This is a genomic window from Pelistega indica (assembly GCF_000506865.1).
GTDB classification, from domain to species: domain Bacteria; phylum Pseudomonadota; class Gammaproteobacteria; order Burkholderiales; family Burkholderiaceae_B; genus Taylorella; species Taylorella indica.
Genome location: NZ_AYSV01000108.1, coordinates 1 through 16,548 on the forward strand (window position 1 = coordinate 1; position 16,548 = coordinate 16,548).

At 39.1% G+C, this 16,548-nt stretch carries 14 protein-coding genes, 1 tRNA gene and 1 pseudogene; 7 read left to right on the top strand and 9 right to left on the bottom strand.

The window, feature by feature from the left end:
• Window positions 1-496: 496 nt before the first annotated feature.
• The 6 genes and pseudogenes from lpxK (at window position 497) to murJ (ending at window position 5,826) form a co-directional block, all read left to right on the top strand.
• Window positions 497-1,648 carry a tetraacyldisaccharide 4'-kinase gene (gene lpxK / locus V757_RS27660; protein WP_245587041.1) on the top strand — a complete coding sequence of 384 codons (1,152 nt, stop codon included), beginning with the start codon at window positions 497-499 and terminating at the stop codon, window positions 1,646-1,648.
• Window positions 1,645-1,845, top strand: a complete 201-nt coding sequence (locus V757_RS24975) for a Trm112 family protein (protein WP_023952390.1) — start codon at window positions 1,645-1,647, stop codon at window positions 1,843-1,845. Before lpxK ends, V757_RS24975 begins: the two co-directional genes overlap by 4 nt.
• 3 nt (window positions 1,846-1,848) lie before the next feature.
• Window positions 1,849-2,631, top strand: coding sequence for a 3-deoxy-manno-octulosonate cytidylyltransferase (kdsB, locus tag V757_RS24980; protein ID WP_023952392.1), 783 nt, complete (start codon window positions 1,849-1,851; stop codon window positions 2,629-2,631).
• A gap of 91 nt (window positions 2,632-2,722) precedes the next feature.
• A complete protein-coding gene (adk, locus tag V757_RS24985) occupies window positions 2,723-3,376 on the top strand; it encodes an adenylate kinase (protein ID WP_023952394.1) in 654 nt (217 codons plus the stop codon).
• Window positions 3,377-3,386: 10 nt separating this feature from the next.
• Window positions 3,387-4,146 (top strand): annotated as a pseudogene (locus tag V757_RS24990) (3-hydroxyacyl-CoA dehydrogenase).
• A gap of 60 nt (window positions 4,147-4,206) precedes the next feature.
• Window positions 4,207-5,826, top strand: coding sequence for a murein biosynthesis integral membrane protein MurJ (gene murJ / locus V757_RS24995; protein ID WP_023952396.1), 1,620 nt, complete (start codon window positions 4,207-4,209; stop codon window positions 5,824-5,826).
• Window positions 5,827-5,978: 152 nt separating this feature from the next.
• Here murJ and V757_RS25000 read toward each other — a convergent pair whose 3' ends face one another.
• The 3 genes from V757_RS25000 to V757_RS25005 all read right to left on the bottom strand — a co-directional run bounded on the left by V757_RS25000 (window position 5,979) and on the right by V757_RS25005 (window position 8,173).
• Window positions 5,979-7,421 carry an NAD-dependent succinate-semialdehyde dehydrogenase gene (locus tag V757_RS25000; RefSeq protein WP_023952398.1) on the bottom strand — a complete coding sequence of 481 codons (1,443 nt, stop codon included), beginning with the start codon at window positions 7,419-7,421 and terminating at the stop codon, window positions 5,979-5,981.
• Between the two features lie 85 nt (window positions 7,422-7,506).
• Window positions 7,507-7,860 carry a tetratricopeptide repeat protein gene (locus V757_RS0114895; RefSeq protein ID WP_023952400.1) on the bottom strand — a complete coding sequence of 118 codons (354 nt, stop codon included), beginning with the start codon at window positions 7,858-7,860 and terminating at the stop codon, window positions 7,507-7,509.
• Window positions 7,835-8,173 carry an SEL1-like repeat protein gene (locus V757_RS25005; RefSeq protein WP_023952402.1) on the bottom strand — a complete coding sequence of 113 codons (339 nt, stop codon included), beginning with the start codon at window positions 8,171-8,173 and terminating at the stop codon, window positions 7,835-7,837. The genes V757_RS0114895 and V757_RS25005 overlap by 26 nt, the downstream gene beginning before the upstream one ends.
• 150 nt (window positions 8,174-8,323) lie before the next feature.
• Here V757_RS25005 and V757_RS25010 point away from each other — a divergent pair.
• Window positions 8,324-8,400, top strand: a tRNA-Val gene (locus tag V757_RS25010).
• 191 nt (window positions 8,401-8,591) lie between these two features.
• Here the strand turns inward: V757_RS25010 and rpoD are convergent.
• From rpoD to V757_RS25040, 6 genes are all read right to left on the bottom strand, one after another.
• Window positions 8,592-10,847: an RNA polymerase sigma factor RpoD gene (gene rpoD, locus V757_RS25015; protein ID WP_031274798.1), complete on the bottom strand. Its 2,256-nt coding sequence runs from the start codon at window positions 10,845-10,847 to the stop codon at window positions 8,592-8,594.
• 383 nt (window positions 10,848-11,230) lie between these two features.
• Window positions 11,231-13,099, bottom strand: a complete 1,869-nt coding sequence (gene dnaG / locus V757_RS25020) for a DNA primase (protein WP_023952406.1) — start codon at window positions 13,097-13,099, stop codon at window positions 11,231-11,233.
• 9 nt (window positions 13,100-13,108) lie between these two features.
• On the bottom strand, window positions 13,109-13,321 hold the full coding sequence (rpsU, locus tag V757_RS25025; RefSeq protein ID WP_023952408.1) for a 30S ribosomal protein S21: 213 nt from the start codon (window positions 13,319-13,321) through the stop codon (window positions 13,109-13,111).
• A gap of 224 nt (window positions 13,322-13,545) precedes the next feature.
• Entirely contained in the window at window positions 13,546-14,097 is a 552-nt protein-coding gene (locus tag V757_RS25030) for a phosphoribosyltransferase (protein WP_023952410.1), read from the bottom strand.
• Entirely contained in the window at window positions 14,097-15,392 is a 1,296-nt protein-coding gene (locus tag V757_RS25035) for an adenylosuccinate synthase (RefSeq protein WP_023952412.1), read from the bottom strand. The genes V757_RS25030 and V757_RS25035 overlap by 1 nt, the downstream gene beginning before the upstream one ends.
• 73 nt (window positions 15,393-15,465) lie before the next feature.
• Window positions 15,466-16,548 (bottom strand): ATP phosphoribosyltransferase regulatory subunit (locus tag V757_RS25040; RefSeq protein ID WP_218184512.1); only part of this gene is annotated, 1,083 nt, incomplete at its 5' end.

Below are 16,548 nucleotides of genomic sequence, written 5' to 3' on the forward strand. Positions count from 1 at the left end.
CCATAAAAATTATTGAAATTCATCATTTTATAAAAATATTTTTTAAATTTTCCACAAGAAGAAGAAAAATCAATCACATAGCGAATTTTTCTTATAATTAGCGAAGATTAATAAACTCTTTTATCAAATAAACACTATAACCTATTGATTTTTAATGAATTTAAATATTTCATCTAAATTGCACAATTTTTAAGCAATAGTAAGCTGCCTTATATAAACACTCATTTTTTAGAGGTTTTACACAAAGTTTTCCACATTTTTTGGGGATAAATACTTTTCCACAATTTATCCACTTTATGGGTATAAACAAGCAAAAAATTTACTTAATAAGAGAAAAATAACGCTAGTTAGTAACCTTTGGTCTACAATCTATTTTATACGATTACTTTACATGGCTCTCGATTTTTATTTTATTTAGTTATGCTTTCTAGTGTTATACAGTACATCCAGCAACAATGGCTAAAAAAAGGAACTATTTAGCATCGCTCTCAGTCCTATTGCTAGACTAGTCAAATGGCATACCGACAAAAAATATACCTCTTTTACTCATCAACAGTTTCAACGCTATCGCGCTCCCGTGCCTGTCATTATAGTAGGCAATATTTTTATTGGTGGAACAGGCAAAACACCTGTAAGTATCGCATTAATTCAAGCCCTTAAACAAAGGGGATTCACTCCTGGTGTTATTAGTCGTGGCTATGGTGCTGATATTAAACACGAGGCAATATGTGCCTATTTACCAAACGCTTCATCCACCTCAGGGGATAAAGTGCCTGTAACACAGCACATAATTGCTCCAGCAGAAGAATCAACATTGACAGAAACTTCGCCCTCTGCTCCCATCAAGTGGGCAGAAAAGATTGGTGATGAACCCAGTATTCTTGCACAATACGCTCCTGTGGCTGTTCACCCCAGACGCCAAAAAGCTATCGAATTATTACTCAAGACCTATCCAACCGTAGATATTTTAATTAGTGATGACGGTCTACAGCATTATGCGATTGACCGAGATATTGAAATCATTGTGCAAGATACTAGAGGCATTGGTAATGGCTATTTATTACCAGCAGGACCTTTACGCGAATCGCCATCACGGTTAAATACGGTTGATTACGTTGTAACAAATTATAATACTCGTGAGCAAGCATTATCTGCCCAGCTCTCTCCTCCTAAAAACACGGAGAGTCATGATTCCCAGAGCACTCTTGATGAGACGCAAGTACCTGAACAAATCGGTATGTATCTTACTCTGGCTGAGTTTGAACATTTACTAACTGGCAAAATCTACACAATAACCGAATTTATTCAACAACACCAGCAACAAAACATCTATGCAATTTCTGGCATTGGACATCCTGAACGTTTTTACCAAAGTTTGCGTAATCAAGGCGTACCATTAAATGGTACCAAAGATTTTCCTGATCACCACGACTATTCTGTCCAAGATTTAGTGCCTTTTAATCATGCTATAGTAGTCATGACCACCAAGGATGCCATAAAATGTCGACACTTTAGTCAAAACAACTGGTGGTGCGTCCATACAAAGGCTGAATTTATCCCATCTACTTTTTTTGACCATTTAGAAGATAAAATAAAACACTTACCCATATTTCTTAAAAAAAAATTTGATTTTAGGCAAACTCTATGAATCCAGATTATCTAAAAAAACTGCTATGTCCTGTAACCAAAAAACCAATGGTATATGATGCAGAAAAACAAGAACTCATTTCTGTAGAAGCCAAATTGGCCTATCCGATTAAAGATGGCATCCCAATTTTATTAAAAGAGCAGGCACGTCCTTTAGAACAACAGGACGCATCTCAAGATTCTAACGTAGCAAAATAAATAATGAATCTCTCTTTTATCGCCATAGTTCCTGCGAGAGCCGCATCCACTCGCTTACCGGGCAAAATGCTAATGGATATTCATGGTACGCCATTGGTTATCCGTACCGCCCAACAAGCACGCCGCTCCAAGGCACAACAGGTCATTATTGCTACTGATGATCAAGCCATTGCGAATGTAGCCCGTGATCAGCAATTTCAGACTTTACTCACGTCACCTAATCACCCCTCAGGGACCGATCGTCTAGCGGAGGTTGTTGACTTACTTAACCTTGCTGATGATACGATTATTGTTAATGTTCAAGGTGACGAGCCACTTATTGACCCAACGTTAATTAATCAAGTCGCACAGACCTTGAATGACAATCCTCAAGCCGCCATTGCAACTTGTGCCTATCCTATCCAGTCAGCTGAGAAATTTTTTAATCCTAATGTGGTTAAAGTCGTTTGCGACCAACAAGGCTACGCTATTTACTTTTCACGTGCCCCTATTCCGTGGGCAAGAGATGCATTTAATAAGGATAAATCCCTATTACCTACATCTATGGTTGCATTGCATCATATTGGTATGTATGCTTATCGTGCAAGTTTCTTACGTAAGTTTCCAACACTGACGATGGGACCATTAGAGCAATTAGAATCACTTGAGCAACTACGCGCTTTAGAAAATGGTTTTAAAATTGTGGTTCTCCAGACAGACCATGCCCCTTTACCCGGAGTAGATACAGCTGAAGATTTGGAACACGTGAGACACTATTTAGCGACAAAAATAGACACCGCTATTTAATAAACACAAATTACCTTTGTTTGCCATTTTTGTCATAAAAAACTTTTATAATGGACAAACCAAATATGATTAATTTACAGGAGAGAAACTTATGCGTCTAATCCTTCTTGGCCCTCCAGGCGCTGGTAAGGGTACTCAAGCGAGCTTTATTACCGAAAAATACGGCATTCCTCAAATCTCTACTGGAGATATGCTGCGTGCTGCCGTCAAAGCTCAAACTCCCTTAGGTATAGAAGCGAAAAAAGTGATGGACGCTGGTAAATTAGTATCTGACGAGATTATTATTGGTTTAGTTAAGGATCGTTTAACACAACCTGACTGTGCTAATGGATACTTATTTGACGGTTTCCCTCGCACTATTCCACAAGCAGATGCTCTTAAAGAAGCTGGCGTCAAATTAGATTATGTCGTAGAAATTGATGTCCCTAGTGAAGCGATTATTGAACGTATGAGTGGTCGTCGTATCCATCCAGAGAGTGGTCGCAGTTACCATATCAAATTCAATCCACCAAAAGTAGAAGGCAAAGACGACATAACTGGTGAACCACTTATTCAACGTGATGATGACAAAGAAGAAACTGTTCGCAAACGTTTAGATGTTTATCAAGAACAAACTCGTCCTCTTGTTGATTACTATTCAACTTGGGCAAACCAAGACCCTGCTTCTGCTCCTCGCTATGTCAAAGTATCAGGCGTAGGCAAAGTAGAAGAAATTACTCAACGTATTTCAGATGCTCTAAAATAGGGAGATATTGATGCAAATCGAAGGAAAAGTATTTATCGTCACAGGTGGTGCCTCTGGTTTAGGTGCTGGCACGGTAAAAATGCTTGTAGATAATGGTGCTAAAGTTGTTATTGCTGACGTCCAAGATGAGGCAGGTCAAAAATATGCCGCTGAGCTTGGTCAAACATTCGTCCATTGTGATGTAAGTTCAGAGGAAGATGCCAAAGCTGTTGTTGCCAAAGCCGTTGAGCTAGGATCTTTATTTGGTCTTATTAACTGTGCTGGTATCGCTCCTGCACAAAAAATAGTTGGCAAAAATGGCGTTCATTCACTCGAGCTATTCCAAAAAGTCATCAATATCAACTTAGTTGGTAGCTTTAATATGATTCGCTTTGCGGCTGAAGCAATGGAAAAAAATACACCAGAATCAACTGGTGAACGTGGTATTCTAATCAATACAGCATCTGTAGCTGCTTTTGAAGGTCAAGTAGGACAAGCTGCTTACTCTGCGTTCTAAAGGAGGGGTGGTTGGCATGACACTTCCTATTGCTCGTGACTTATCTCGCTCTGGTATCCGTTGCAACACGATTGCTCCTGGTATTTTTGGTACGCCAATGATGTTTGGTATGCCTCAAGAGGTGCAAGATTCATTAGCCGCCATGATTCCATTCCCTTCACGCCTAGGTCGCCCAGAAGATTACGCCAAGTTAGTACACAGCCTTATCACTAACGATATGATTAATGGTGAAACCATCCGTATTGATGGCGCAATTCGCATGCAACCTCGATAAGTCTTACACTTAACTTTTTGACAATGCGCCCGGATTTTTCTCGGGCGTATTTTTATTATTATGAGTCTATTACGCTCTGCCGCCTCAATTAGTGGGCTAACACTTTTATCACGTATTACAGGTCTTATTCGTGATATTCTTATTGCACGTGCTTTCGGTGCTAGCCCTTTAACCGACGCCTTTTGGGTAGCCTTCCGAATCCCTAACCTCTTACGCCGTTTATTCGCCGAGGGTGCTTTTTCACAAGCATTTGTTCCTATTCTTGGTGAAAAGAAAGCCACTCAATCAGAACAAAGCGTAAAAACTCTGCTAGATCATGTCGCCATGGTACTATTTTTTGCCTTATTAGTTGTCACTATTATAGGCATAATTGGTGCGCCCTTAGTTGTCTGGGCAATGGCCTCTGGGATGAAAACCGATGGAGCAAGCAGTGGCTATCAAGAAGCCATTACCATGACAAGGATTATGTTTCCTTATATCTTGTGTATGTCTTTAGTCGCTTTTGCCTCTGGGGTACTTAATACATGGAAAAAATTTGCTGTTCCCGCCTTTACGCCAGTTTTACTCAATCTTTCCATGATTTTTGCCAGTTTATTCTTGGCACAGTTTTTTAATACCCCTATTTATGCCTTAGCCGTAGGGGTGATGTTAGGAGGTATCGCTCAACTTGCTGTTCAATGGGGAGCATTAGCCAAAATTGGTTTACTACCTAGCTTTAGACACAAATTATCAGAGGCATGGAAAAATCCTGATGTACGTCGCATTATCAAATTAATGGGACCTGCTATTTTAGGCGTATCCGTTGCTCAAATTTCTATTCTTATCAATACCAATATTGCGACTTGGCTACCCGCAGGTAGCGTAACTTGGTTATCCTTTGCTGACCGCTTAATGGAGTTCCCTACGGCACTATTAGGTATTGCCATAGGAACCGTATTATTACCTAGTCTTGCCGCAGCTAACGCTAAAGGTGATGTAGCAGACTATAGCCATTTATTAGATTGGGGATTACGTTTAGTCTTTTTATTAGGCCTACCTTGTGTCCTTGGATTAGGCTTACTCAGTGAAGGACTCGTAGCTAGTTTATTTAATTATGGTGCATTTAATCATCACGATGTATTAATGACCAAAAGTGCTGTCATTGCTTATGCGGTTGGATTAATTGGTATTTTATCGGTCAAAATTTTAGCCCCCGGTTTCTATGCTAAACAAGACATTAGGACACCGGTAAAAATTGCTATTTTTGTCCTAATATGCACACAGCTCATGAACTTAGTTTTTGTACCTCTCTTTGCGCATGCTGGCCTAGCATTATCTGTAGGCTTAGGATCAACCTTAAATGCATTATGCCTCTATATTGGACTAAGATGCAGTAAGACTTATCTACCCCATATCCAATGGCTAAGTTTCATACTACGTGTACTCCCTGCCCTTGTTTTACTGGCAGCATGGCTAATATTTATTCAACACTATATCAACTGGTCTATGCAAGATGCTACTAGTATTAACCAATTACTATCTACTCAATTAAGCACTTGGTTAGGTGACGGTCGTTGGGTACATTCAATCAGTAGAATTTTAGTGCTATTAGTTGTTTTAATAGGGAGTGCTATTGTCTACTTTGGTGGATTATTTATTACAGGATTTAGATTACGTGACTTTGCTAGACAGCGTGCTTAATGTGTGGAATCTTTATGTTCTAATTGATTAAGATACTCTACGTTAAAAAATAACATTATCCAAGAAATCTGGGGCTATATATATAAAATATAATAGCCCCATGTTTCATATGTGTAAGCAAGATTCTTTAGGTTTTATCCATCAGTGCTAAATCAGTTAATATTGCCAATGGCGATATATTTGATCTCTAAATAATCCTCAATACCATATTTAGAGCCCTCACGTCCCAAACCAGACTGTTTGACACCACCAAATGGCGCTGCTTCGTTGGAAATTAGTCCTGTATTAACACCAACAATCCCATAATCAAGTTTTTCTGACACACGAATAACTCGATTCATATTCTCACTGTAAAAATAAGAAGCCAGTCCAAACTCTGTATCATTCGCCAAACGAATAGCCTCCTCTTCCGTATCAAACTTAAAGACAGGCGCCAAAGGACCAAAGATTTCCTCACTAAACACTCTCATCTCATGAGTAGCGTTCTTAATCACTGTAGGTTTAAAGAATAAATCTTCATATTTACCACCGCCCAAGATTTCACCCCCCTTGGAAGTCGCATCTTCTAATAAACTGATGGTATTATTGACTGCTTTTTGATCAATCATAGGACCAATTTCCACCCCAGCTTGAAGACCATTACCCACAACCATTTTTGCCACTGCTTTGGTAAGTTTTTCACAAAACTCATCATAAATACCTGATTGAACATAGATGCGATTAGCACATACACATGTTTGACCTGCATTACGGAATTTAGCAGCAACAGCACCTTGCACTGCGGCATCAACATCTGCATCATCAAACACTAGGAATGGTGCATTTCCACCTAATTCCAAGGAGATTTTTTTGATAGTTGAGGCACATTGTTGCATCAACTGACGCCCTACTGCTGTCGAACCTGTAAAACTAAATTTACGGACAATGGGACTTTCTGTAAGTACTTGACCAATTTCTGCAGAGCCACCAGTAATGACATTAAAAACACCGGCAGGAATGCCTGCCTCTTCGGCTAAAGCGGCTAGAGCCAATGCTGAAAATGGTGTCTGCGAAGCGGGACGAATAATAAAAGAGCAACCCGCAGCTAATGCTGGTGCTGCTTTACGAGTAATCATCGCATTGGGAAAATTCCATGGCGTAATTGCGGCACACACACCGACAGCTTGTTTGATCACAATAATACGCTTATCAGATGAAGGCGCTGGGATAGTATCTCCATAAATACGCTTAGCCTCTTCAGCAAACCATTCTATATAAGAAGCACCATAAGCAATTTCGCCTTTAGCTTCAGTCAGAGGTTTGCCTTGTTCACAGGTCAGAATATATGCTAAATCATCCTGATACTGCATCATCAAGTTAAACCATTTACGCAGAATATTTGAACGTTCTTTTGCACTCTTTTTTTGCCAAACGGTTAAAGCCGCTTCAGCTGCTTTAACCGCTCTTTCTGTTTCTACTTTACCCATATTTGGGATAGTCCCAATCACCTCTCCTGTTGCAGGATTAGTAACCTCAATTGTGTTTCCACTATCTGCATTTAACCATTTACCATCAATATAGGCTTGGGTTTTAAATAGCAAAGAATTGAACGTCATAAATTCTCCTTTTATCGTAGCAATACAGTTTTTCTAAATAAGATAAGGTGCTTCATATATTTCGCATATAGTTAATATATCAGATTCAACTAGAGATATTGTTTTTCTGTGCTTGTTCAAACCAATAACGAGCTTCAGTAGGATTGACTGCTACTCCTTTACCTTGTTGATACATTTCGCCTAGTAACTGCTGAGCTGGTACATAGCCACTTTTAGCCGCTAAATCAACCCAGTACTTTGCTTGTGAGAAATCTTTATTAATGAGTTCTCCTGATAGATATTGCCGAGCAAGTATATATTGACTGCGTAAATGCCCTTGTTTTGCATGCTTTTGCAAATAAGAGATTCCTTCTCTTGATGGCGTTGATGTAGCAAAACCAGAACAAAGTATTTCTCCCCATAATGCCTCCGCATCAGCATCTTTTCGTAAAGACCGCATATTCGCACCATGAGATAATCTCTTGCTGTTTATCTGGATAATTTTGTTGATGCTTAAAATAATAATTGGCGAGAAAGGACTGTGCTTTTACATGATATTGCTTTGCCGCTAACTCTAACCAACGGAGACCTGCTGGAATATCTTTAAGATAATAGCTTCCATTAATATAGCGATACCCAATTTCATATTGGGCTTGTGCATCACCAGACTGCGCTTTTTCCATCAACATTTCCATTTTCATATCCAATGCTTCTGGACCGTCAGGTTTTGCCATGATAAACTGCATCAGTTGTTGGTATAAGAATTTCAGCATATCTACAATCTGCTTATTTAAATTGACTATACAAAATACTAAGTTGCTCTTTGAATTATAAAGTATTAATCAGCACTTAATAAACGCTAGATTAATAACTAAAAAAACTTGCCTGATGGATAAAAAATCATTATAATAGTCAGCTTATCTAGGCGGTTAGCTCAGTTGGTTAGAGCGCTACGTTGACATCGTAGAGGTCGCTGGTTCGACTCCAGTATCGCCTACCAAGACACTTAAACCCGTGATGAATGCTCATTACGGGTTTTATTTTTTACGCTTATTTTATACTCCCCACCAACAAAAAAAGACTATTTATTATCTCTAATAAATAGTCTTTTTATCGTTTTAGCTCATTTATAGCACTTATATTGACAAAGGAATAAATACTATTATGGACTTAAAGATTTTGTCGATAGTACTAAGAGTTTTCTAAGAAGCTCTTAAGTTTATCCGCACGACTTGGGTGGCGTAATTTACGCAATGCTTTTGCCTCAATCTGACGAATACGTTCACGTGTCACATCAAACTGTTTACCCACTTCTTCAAGTGTTTGGTCTGAACTCATGCCAATACCAAAACGCATACGTAATACTTTGCCTTCGCGCTGTGTTAATGAGTTAATCACTTCTTCAAATACTTCACTCATAGAGCGTTGTAACGCTGAATCTGCTGGCGCTAAGGTACTTAAATCCTCAATAAAATCGCCTAAATGTGAATCATCATCATCACCAATTGGTGTTTCCATCGAAATAGGTTCTTTGGCAATTTTGAGGATTTTGCGTACTTTTTCAACGGGCATATCCATTTTTTGGGCTAATGTAGCTGGATCTGGCTCTACGCCTGTTTCTTGTAAAATTTGGCGATTAATCCGGTTCATCTTATTAATCGTTTCAATCATATGAACAGGTATACGGATGGTACGCGCTTGGTCTGCGATAGAACGTGTGATAGCCTGACGAATCCACCATGTTGCATAGGTAGAGAACTTATAGCCACGGCGATATTCAAACTTATCAACAGCCTTCATCAAACCGATATTACCCTCTTGAATAAGATCCAAGAACTGTAAACCACGATTAGTATATTTTTTAGCAATAGAAATTACTAGACGCAAGTTTGCTTCAATCATTTCACGCTTAGCTTTCTTGGCTTTCGCCTCACCATTGACCATGCGTTTATTGACATCTTTCAAATCTTGAATCGGTAAAACAACTAATTTTTCTAATTCAATAAATTTTTGTTGAATTTCGTGGATATCAGGAATAAAACGCTCAAGTTTCTCAGCATAAGGCGCCCCAGACTTAATCTCTTTATCCGCCCACTCTAAATTAGTTTCGTTACCAGGGAAAGACTCAATAAAATGTTCACGTGGCATATCAACACGATCCACACATACTGACAGCATTTGACGCTCTAATGAACGAACTTGTTCAACTTGTGAACGCAAAGTATCTGCTAAACGCTCTACAATTTTTGCCGTAAAGCGAACACCTAATAACTCATCATGAATAACTTGATGCGCTTTTTCATAAGCTTTTGATTGATAATGACCACTTTCGCATTCAGCCTTCATTTTTTTGAAAGCTTTCTCAACAATATCAAACTTAGCTAAGGCTTGCTCATGCAAGAGTTCAATCTGTTTGCTACTCATTCCACCAGCTGGACCATCATCAGATTCTTCTTCCATAGTCACACCAGAGCCAGCATAGTCTTCTCCATCTTCGGAAATTAGACCATCCACAACCTCATCAATCTGCGCTTCACCATCACGAACTCGTTGTATATGGTTAAGAATCTCTTCAATCGTAGTTGGAGATGCTGCAATTGCCATAACCATTGCTTTAAGCCCATCCTCAATGCGCTTAGCAATTTCAATCTCACCATCACGTGTTAATAACTCTACTGAACCCATTTCACGCATATACATACGCACAGGATCCGTTGTACGACCAAATTCAGAATCAACTGTCGTCAATGCTGCTTCTGCTTCATCTTCTACGTCGTCATCGCTGATAGGTGTATTATCGTTAAGAATTAAATCCTCTGCTGTAGGTGCCTGGTCATAGACAGGAATCCCCATTTCGCTAAAGGTACTAATGATGCTATCCATCGCATCAATATCTACCAAATCGTCAGACAAATGGTCATTAATTTCAGCATAGGTCAAATAACCACGATCTTTACCCTGCTTGATTAGTTGACGCATCTGAGCACGTCTAGCTTCAATCTGCTCTGGCGTAATTGAGGCACGAGACCCTAAATCAGCACCTCGGCGTTTTGAACGAGAATTTTTAGCATCTGAGAAATCAATATCAACGCTATCATCATCCCCACCGTCATCATCAAAATCTAAATCGTCCGATGATGCAGATGATTTAGGACGACCTGCTTTTTTACCTTTAGGTACTTCGTCAAAACCATCATCAAATTCATCAAAATCATCATCTGACAAATCTACTTCTTGTGTCGGTTTAGTTGCTTTTTTAGTCGTTTTCGGAGTATTTACAGTTTTTTTAGCGGTTGTGCTAACTTCTTTGGTGCTTGTTTTCTTAGCACTTATCTTAGTTGCTTTTGGTTCAACGGCTACATCTAAAGCCTCTGCTTTAGTTGCTTTTTTACTAGTTTTCTTTTCCACGGTTTTATTATCTATTGGAGAATTTTTAACTTTCTTCACTTCCTTAGAAGTGTTGACATCTGCTGTCTTTACTGACTTTTTAGCAGTCGCTACCTTGCTTACCTTTTGGGTTGGCTCTGTTTTTTGAGCCACTTTTGCTTGACTTGCACTGTCTTTCTTTACTGTTTTGGAGGCCGTTGCTAACTGCTCTGCTGGCTTAACTCTACTCTCTTTGTAAGCGACCTTTTTCGCTGGTCTAGTACCCTGCTTTTTAGTCAGCAGATGCTGTTGTCTCTTTAGTTGATTTAGCCATTCTGGAACCCTTAAGTGAGGTAATCTGTTAGTCGAACTCTATTCTCCATGAATAAAGTACAGAACAAGTGCAAACAATTAGGGAGTCTACTGATTTGTCAATAATCTTCCATTATACACTTGAATTTATCTTATATGGATGCTTTCTTAAGATTTTTCAATCGCTCTAGTAGCAATCTATATCGCTTTTTCTGTGAGTCATCCTGTAATCCTTCTAGCATTAATTGATTAATAGTATGGGTTAAACTCTCAATTTCAACTTTATTTATGACACCTTGCCACTCTGCTAAAGGATCATCCAATACTTGTTGGGAAAGTGAATCATGTGACACAGCACTCACAATACGTTGAATTTCGTCCATTCCTTCCAGTTTTGGCTGAATAACTCGTAATTCAGCAGAAGATTCTCGTAAGCAAAGTGCCAAAAATTCAGCGACTAAGTGATATTGCCCTTGCTGACTAAGTAACTCAATTTGTCTATCCGTAATATGTTTCAAAATCTCAGGATGATGTATAACAAGACGAAAAATACGCATTCCTAGAGGATCAACCTGATGCATAGTATTTCTTGTCGTTTTTTTATGAGTTTTTCTATTATCCTTAGCATAAGGAAGATCAGAGAAAATTTGTGCACTTGTTTGGTCTATTTCTGGCTCATAGCCATCCGCACGACTCACCACTTTAGTTGATTGGTTGTGCTGATATTGTTGCAAATCATGCTTTAATTCATCATGAGTAAGCAACAACACTTTTGCAATTTCTTTTTCAATTTGCAAACGCATCATGCTACTTTCAGGAATACTCACTAGCAATGGACGAATTTCATGTAGCCCAGCTGTTCGCCCTTCAATCTCATTTAAATTAAATTGATGCTGTAACTCACTAATCAAAAAGCCCGATAATGATAATGACTGTTCAATCTGTTCTCTAAATTGTGCCTGACCAAACTCACGAATATAAGTATCAGGATCATGTTCCTCAGGTAGAAATAAAAATCGTATGGCAATATCATCGCGCAACAACGGCAAACTGATTGTTAGCGCTTTCCATGCAGCTCTACGCCCTGCTTTGTCACCATCAAAACTAAAAACAATTTTGTGAGTAACTCGCATTAGCTTTTTGATGTGTTCTTCTGACGTCGCTGTCCCTAAAGTTGCAACAGCATTAGCTAGCCCTAATTGTGCCAAACTAACGACATCCATATAACCTTCAACAACGAGAACAAATCCCTCTTTGTTTATGGTAGAACGATTTTCAAATAGACCATATAATTCAGATCCTTTATGGAAAATCGGTGTTTCTGGAGAATTCAGATATTTTGGCTGACCATTACCAATGATTCTGCCTCCAAAGCCAATGATCTTACCCCTTGTATTATAGATAGGGAAAGTCACCCGTTCACGAAAGCGATCATACTTACGTAAGTCCTCATTTTGAATAACTAGACCTGCTTCAACCAAATTAGGATCATCATAATTTTCAAAAACAGACTTTAATCCTTGACGCTCTGTACCACTCCAGCCCAAACCAAATTTTTTGGCAATTTCACCACTTAATCCTCTCCCCTTTAAATAATCAATTGCTTGAGGCGATTGTTTAAGTTGCTGTACAAAATATTTTTGTGCTTTTTCTAAGCAATCATGCAAATAATCAGACTTGCTTTTTTGTTCTATCGCCTGAGCACGTTGAGCGGGTGTTTGAGGACGCTCTTCTGGGACTTGCATACCCACACGCCCTGCCAACATTTTAACGGCTTCAGGAAATGAGAGTCCCAAATGCTTCATTACAAAGCCAATAGCATTACCACTTTGCCCACAACTAAAGCAATGAAAAATTTGTTTTTGGGGAGAAACCGAGAAAGAAGGGCTTTTTTCGTTATGAAAAGGACAGAGGCCAAATAAATTGACCCCTGACTTCTTTAATTTGACGTATTGCCCAACCACATCCTCAACATTGGTGCGATTGAGCAAATCCTGAATAAATGACTCAGGAATAGACATACTAGAGAACTAGTATAAACGTGCTGGTAATTGTTGACTACGGATACGTTTGTAGTGACGTTTTACAGCAGCAGCGTGTTTGCGTTTACGCTCTGTAGTTGGTTTTTCGTAGAATTCACGAGCACGTAAATCTGTTAATAAACCCGTTTTTTCAATACTACGTTTAAAACGGCGTAAAGCAGCCTCAAATGGCTCATTCTCTTTTAAGCGAACGCTTGGCATTCTATTAGTCCTATAAGTAATTGTTGATTATTAAAGCATAACCAACGGTGTTCTATTAAAAAGTGCTAGAACTTATCTAGCAAAGTGTCTATTGGCGTGCTAAATATTGACTTACCAAGTAGACGAAATTATAAATCACCTAGCCTTTTTATAAAAAATTAGATAAATAAAACCAACTATTAAATAGTCGGTTTTAGTGTTAATCTAGGATTTTAGCATAAAAATTATGCGTTTTGAACCCCTTTACGAATCCATGCCTCTAATTGATGTGGACGCAAGCTGTCGTAATCTTCAAAAGGCTGATGAATCCAAGGATTAGTGGGTAATTGATCAACAAAGTAATCAGGCTCTACCTTGGAGTGCCCTTTCCACCAAAGAACTGCTGAGCGCATCTCTTCAATCGCTGGAAACTGTTCTAATAAGTGGTTATGCACTTTACTAAATGTCAAACCAGTATCCACCATATCATCAACCAACAAAACTTTTCCCTCTAAGGTGCCTCGTGTAATGGTAATGAACTTAGCAATATCTAATTGACCTTGAACAGTACCAGCAGCCTCACGATAAGAACTAGTCGCTAAAATACCAAGTGGTACATCAAAAATACGTGACAATACATCACCTACTCTAACACCACCACGTGCCAAGCATACAATCTGATCAAACTTCCAACCAGATTGATGCACTTTTAACGCAAGTCTTTCAATCAGGCGATTGTAATCACTCCAACTTACCCATAAATCTGTATCTGTACTTTGCGGTAAACTACTCATCATTAACCTTTTAATGGATTATTCAACATAATTGTTTCATTACGATCTGGACCAGTAGAAATCATAGCGATAGGCACTTCACAAATCTCTTGCATACGAGTCAAGAATTTGCGTGCATTTTCAGGTAATTTATCGTATTCAGTAACGCCTTTTGTAGACTCTGTCCAACCAGGTATCATTTCAATAATAGGCTCAACACGAGCAACTTTATCGGCACCATATGGAAGCACATCAAGTTGCTGCCCATCAAGTTTATAGCCTACACAAATACCTACTTCAGGTAAACCATCTAAAACGTCCAATTTAGTCACACAAAGACCAGAAATACCATTGATTAACGCTGAGCGTTTGAGTGCCGCAGCGTCAAACCAACCACAACGACGTGGACGACCAGTCACTGACCCAAATTCTTGACCCACTTTAGCAATATGTTCGCCTGTATCATTGCACAACTCACTTGGGAAAGGACCAGATCCCACTCGTGTCGTATACGCTTTAGTAATTCCTAATATATAGTGCAATGAGGAAGGACCTACGCCAGCACCCGCTGCTGCTTGTCCAGCCACACAGTTACTACTTGTCACAAATGGGTAAGTACCATGGTCAATATCTAATAAAGCACCTTGAGCACCCTCGAATAATAATGAATTACCTGCTTTTTGAACGGCAGCAAGCTCAGCACAAACATCCGTTACCATCGGTTTGATTTGCTCTGCCCATTCTTTTAATTGAGAACGAATTTCATCATAAGACACTGTTGGGGCTTTGAGTAAATTTGCCAAAATAAAATTGTGATAATCAATCACTTCTCTCAGTTTGGTTTCTAACACATCTTCTTGAAATAAATCTTGAACACGTACAGCACGACGAGCCACTTTGTCTTCATACGCAGGGCCGATACCACGACCTGTCGTACCGATTTTACCATCTCCTTTTGCAGCTTCACGAGCTTGATCAATAGCAATATGATAAGGAAGAATCAATGTTGCTGCTTCAGAAATTTTTAAACGACTTCTGACATCAACACCTGCCTCTTCTAGCTCAGCAATTTCTTTTAATAATGCTTCAGGTGATAGCACTACGCCATTACCTATGTAGCACGTTGTATGCTTATGCATGATGCCTGACGGAATTAAGCGAAGAATGGTTTTTTTACCGTTAATCCAAAGTGTATGACCAGCATTATGACCACCCTGAAAGCGAACTACACCATGTGCATTTTCAGCTAACCAGTCAACAATTTTGCCCTTACCTTCATCACCCCATTGGGTACCAATTACGACAACATTTTTACTCATAGTATTTTACTTAAAAAAAAAACTTAACTTGTCTATTAACAAGCACCAATTTGAAAACGAAAAAATGAACTTACTAAATGGCTTTAAGTATCCACTGCTTATTATCTAAAACCACTTCACGATCAAAAATAAATTCATCAACAGCTAAGGCACTATTAGGTAATTCTTCAACAACAATATGCCCTTGCTCTCTTAATGATTTTATAAATTGTACCAATTCAGGATCTTGAGACCATGGTGCTTTGATAGCCTTACTTGCCTGTGCACGTGGTAACCCTGATGCCAATTTTCTGAGATCTAAGCTAAATCCTGTCGCTGCACGAGCACGACCAAAAACTTCACTCATATTATCATAACGCCCACCACGGACAAGTGCCTCATGCCACCCATCTGCATATAAAGCAAAAATCACCCCTGTATGATAATCATATCCCGTCACATCGGCTAAGTCGATGCTTACATCATAACCTTTTAAGGCTTGGGTAATCTGTTGTAAGGCATCAAGACCTTTTTCAACCCCTTCTAAAGCAGGTAATAATGTTTTCGCTTTGCTTAATACATCAACACTACCATAAAGTGTAGGCAATGCTAACAATCCTTTTTGAATGGCTGGAGGCATATCTGGGTACTGCTGAAGTAACGCTACTAAAGAAGTGAAATCTTTGTCTTTTAAATAAGTATACAGCGTACTTTGAACAGACTTTAAGCGAGGATAGGCATCAATCATTGCTTTGGTAATACCTGGATAATTTAAATCCACACGTACTTTAGCTACACCAGCAACAGATAAACTCTCAAGTGCAAGTTGAATGACTTGGAAGTCTGCAGCCACACCTGCATAACCATAAATTTCAGCACCAATTTGCAATACCTCTCGTTCAGCTAATAAGCCTGCTGGACGAGCATGAAACACATTGCCACAATAGCATAAACGAGTGACCCCTTCTCTATTTAAAAGATGGGCATCAATACGTGTAATCTGTGGGGTCATATCGGCACGAACACCAATGCTACGACCAGAAATTTGATCTACTAATTGGCACGTTTGCAATGATAACGTGTCTTTTCGCCCYACCAATAGTGATTCGATATATTCAACTAATGGTGCACCACCATTCAAAGCCATGCGGACGATACAAATCAAGTAATCGTCGAC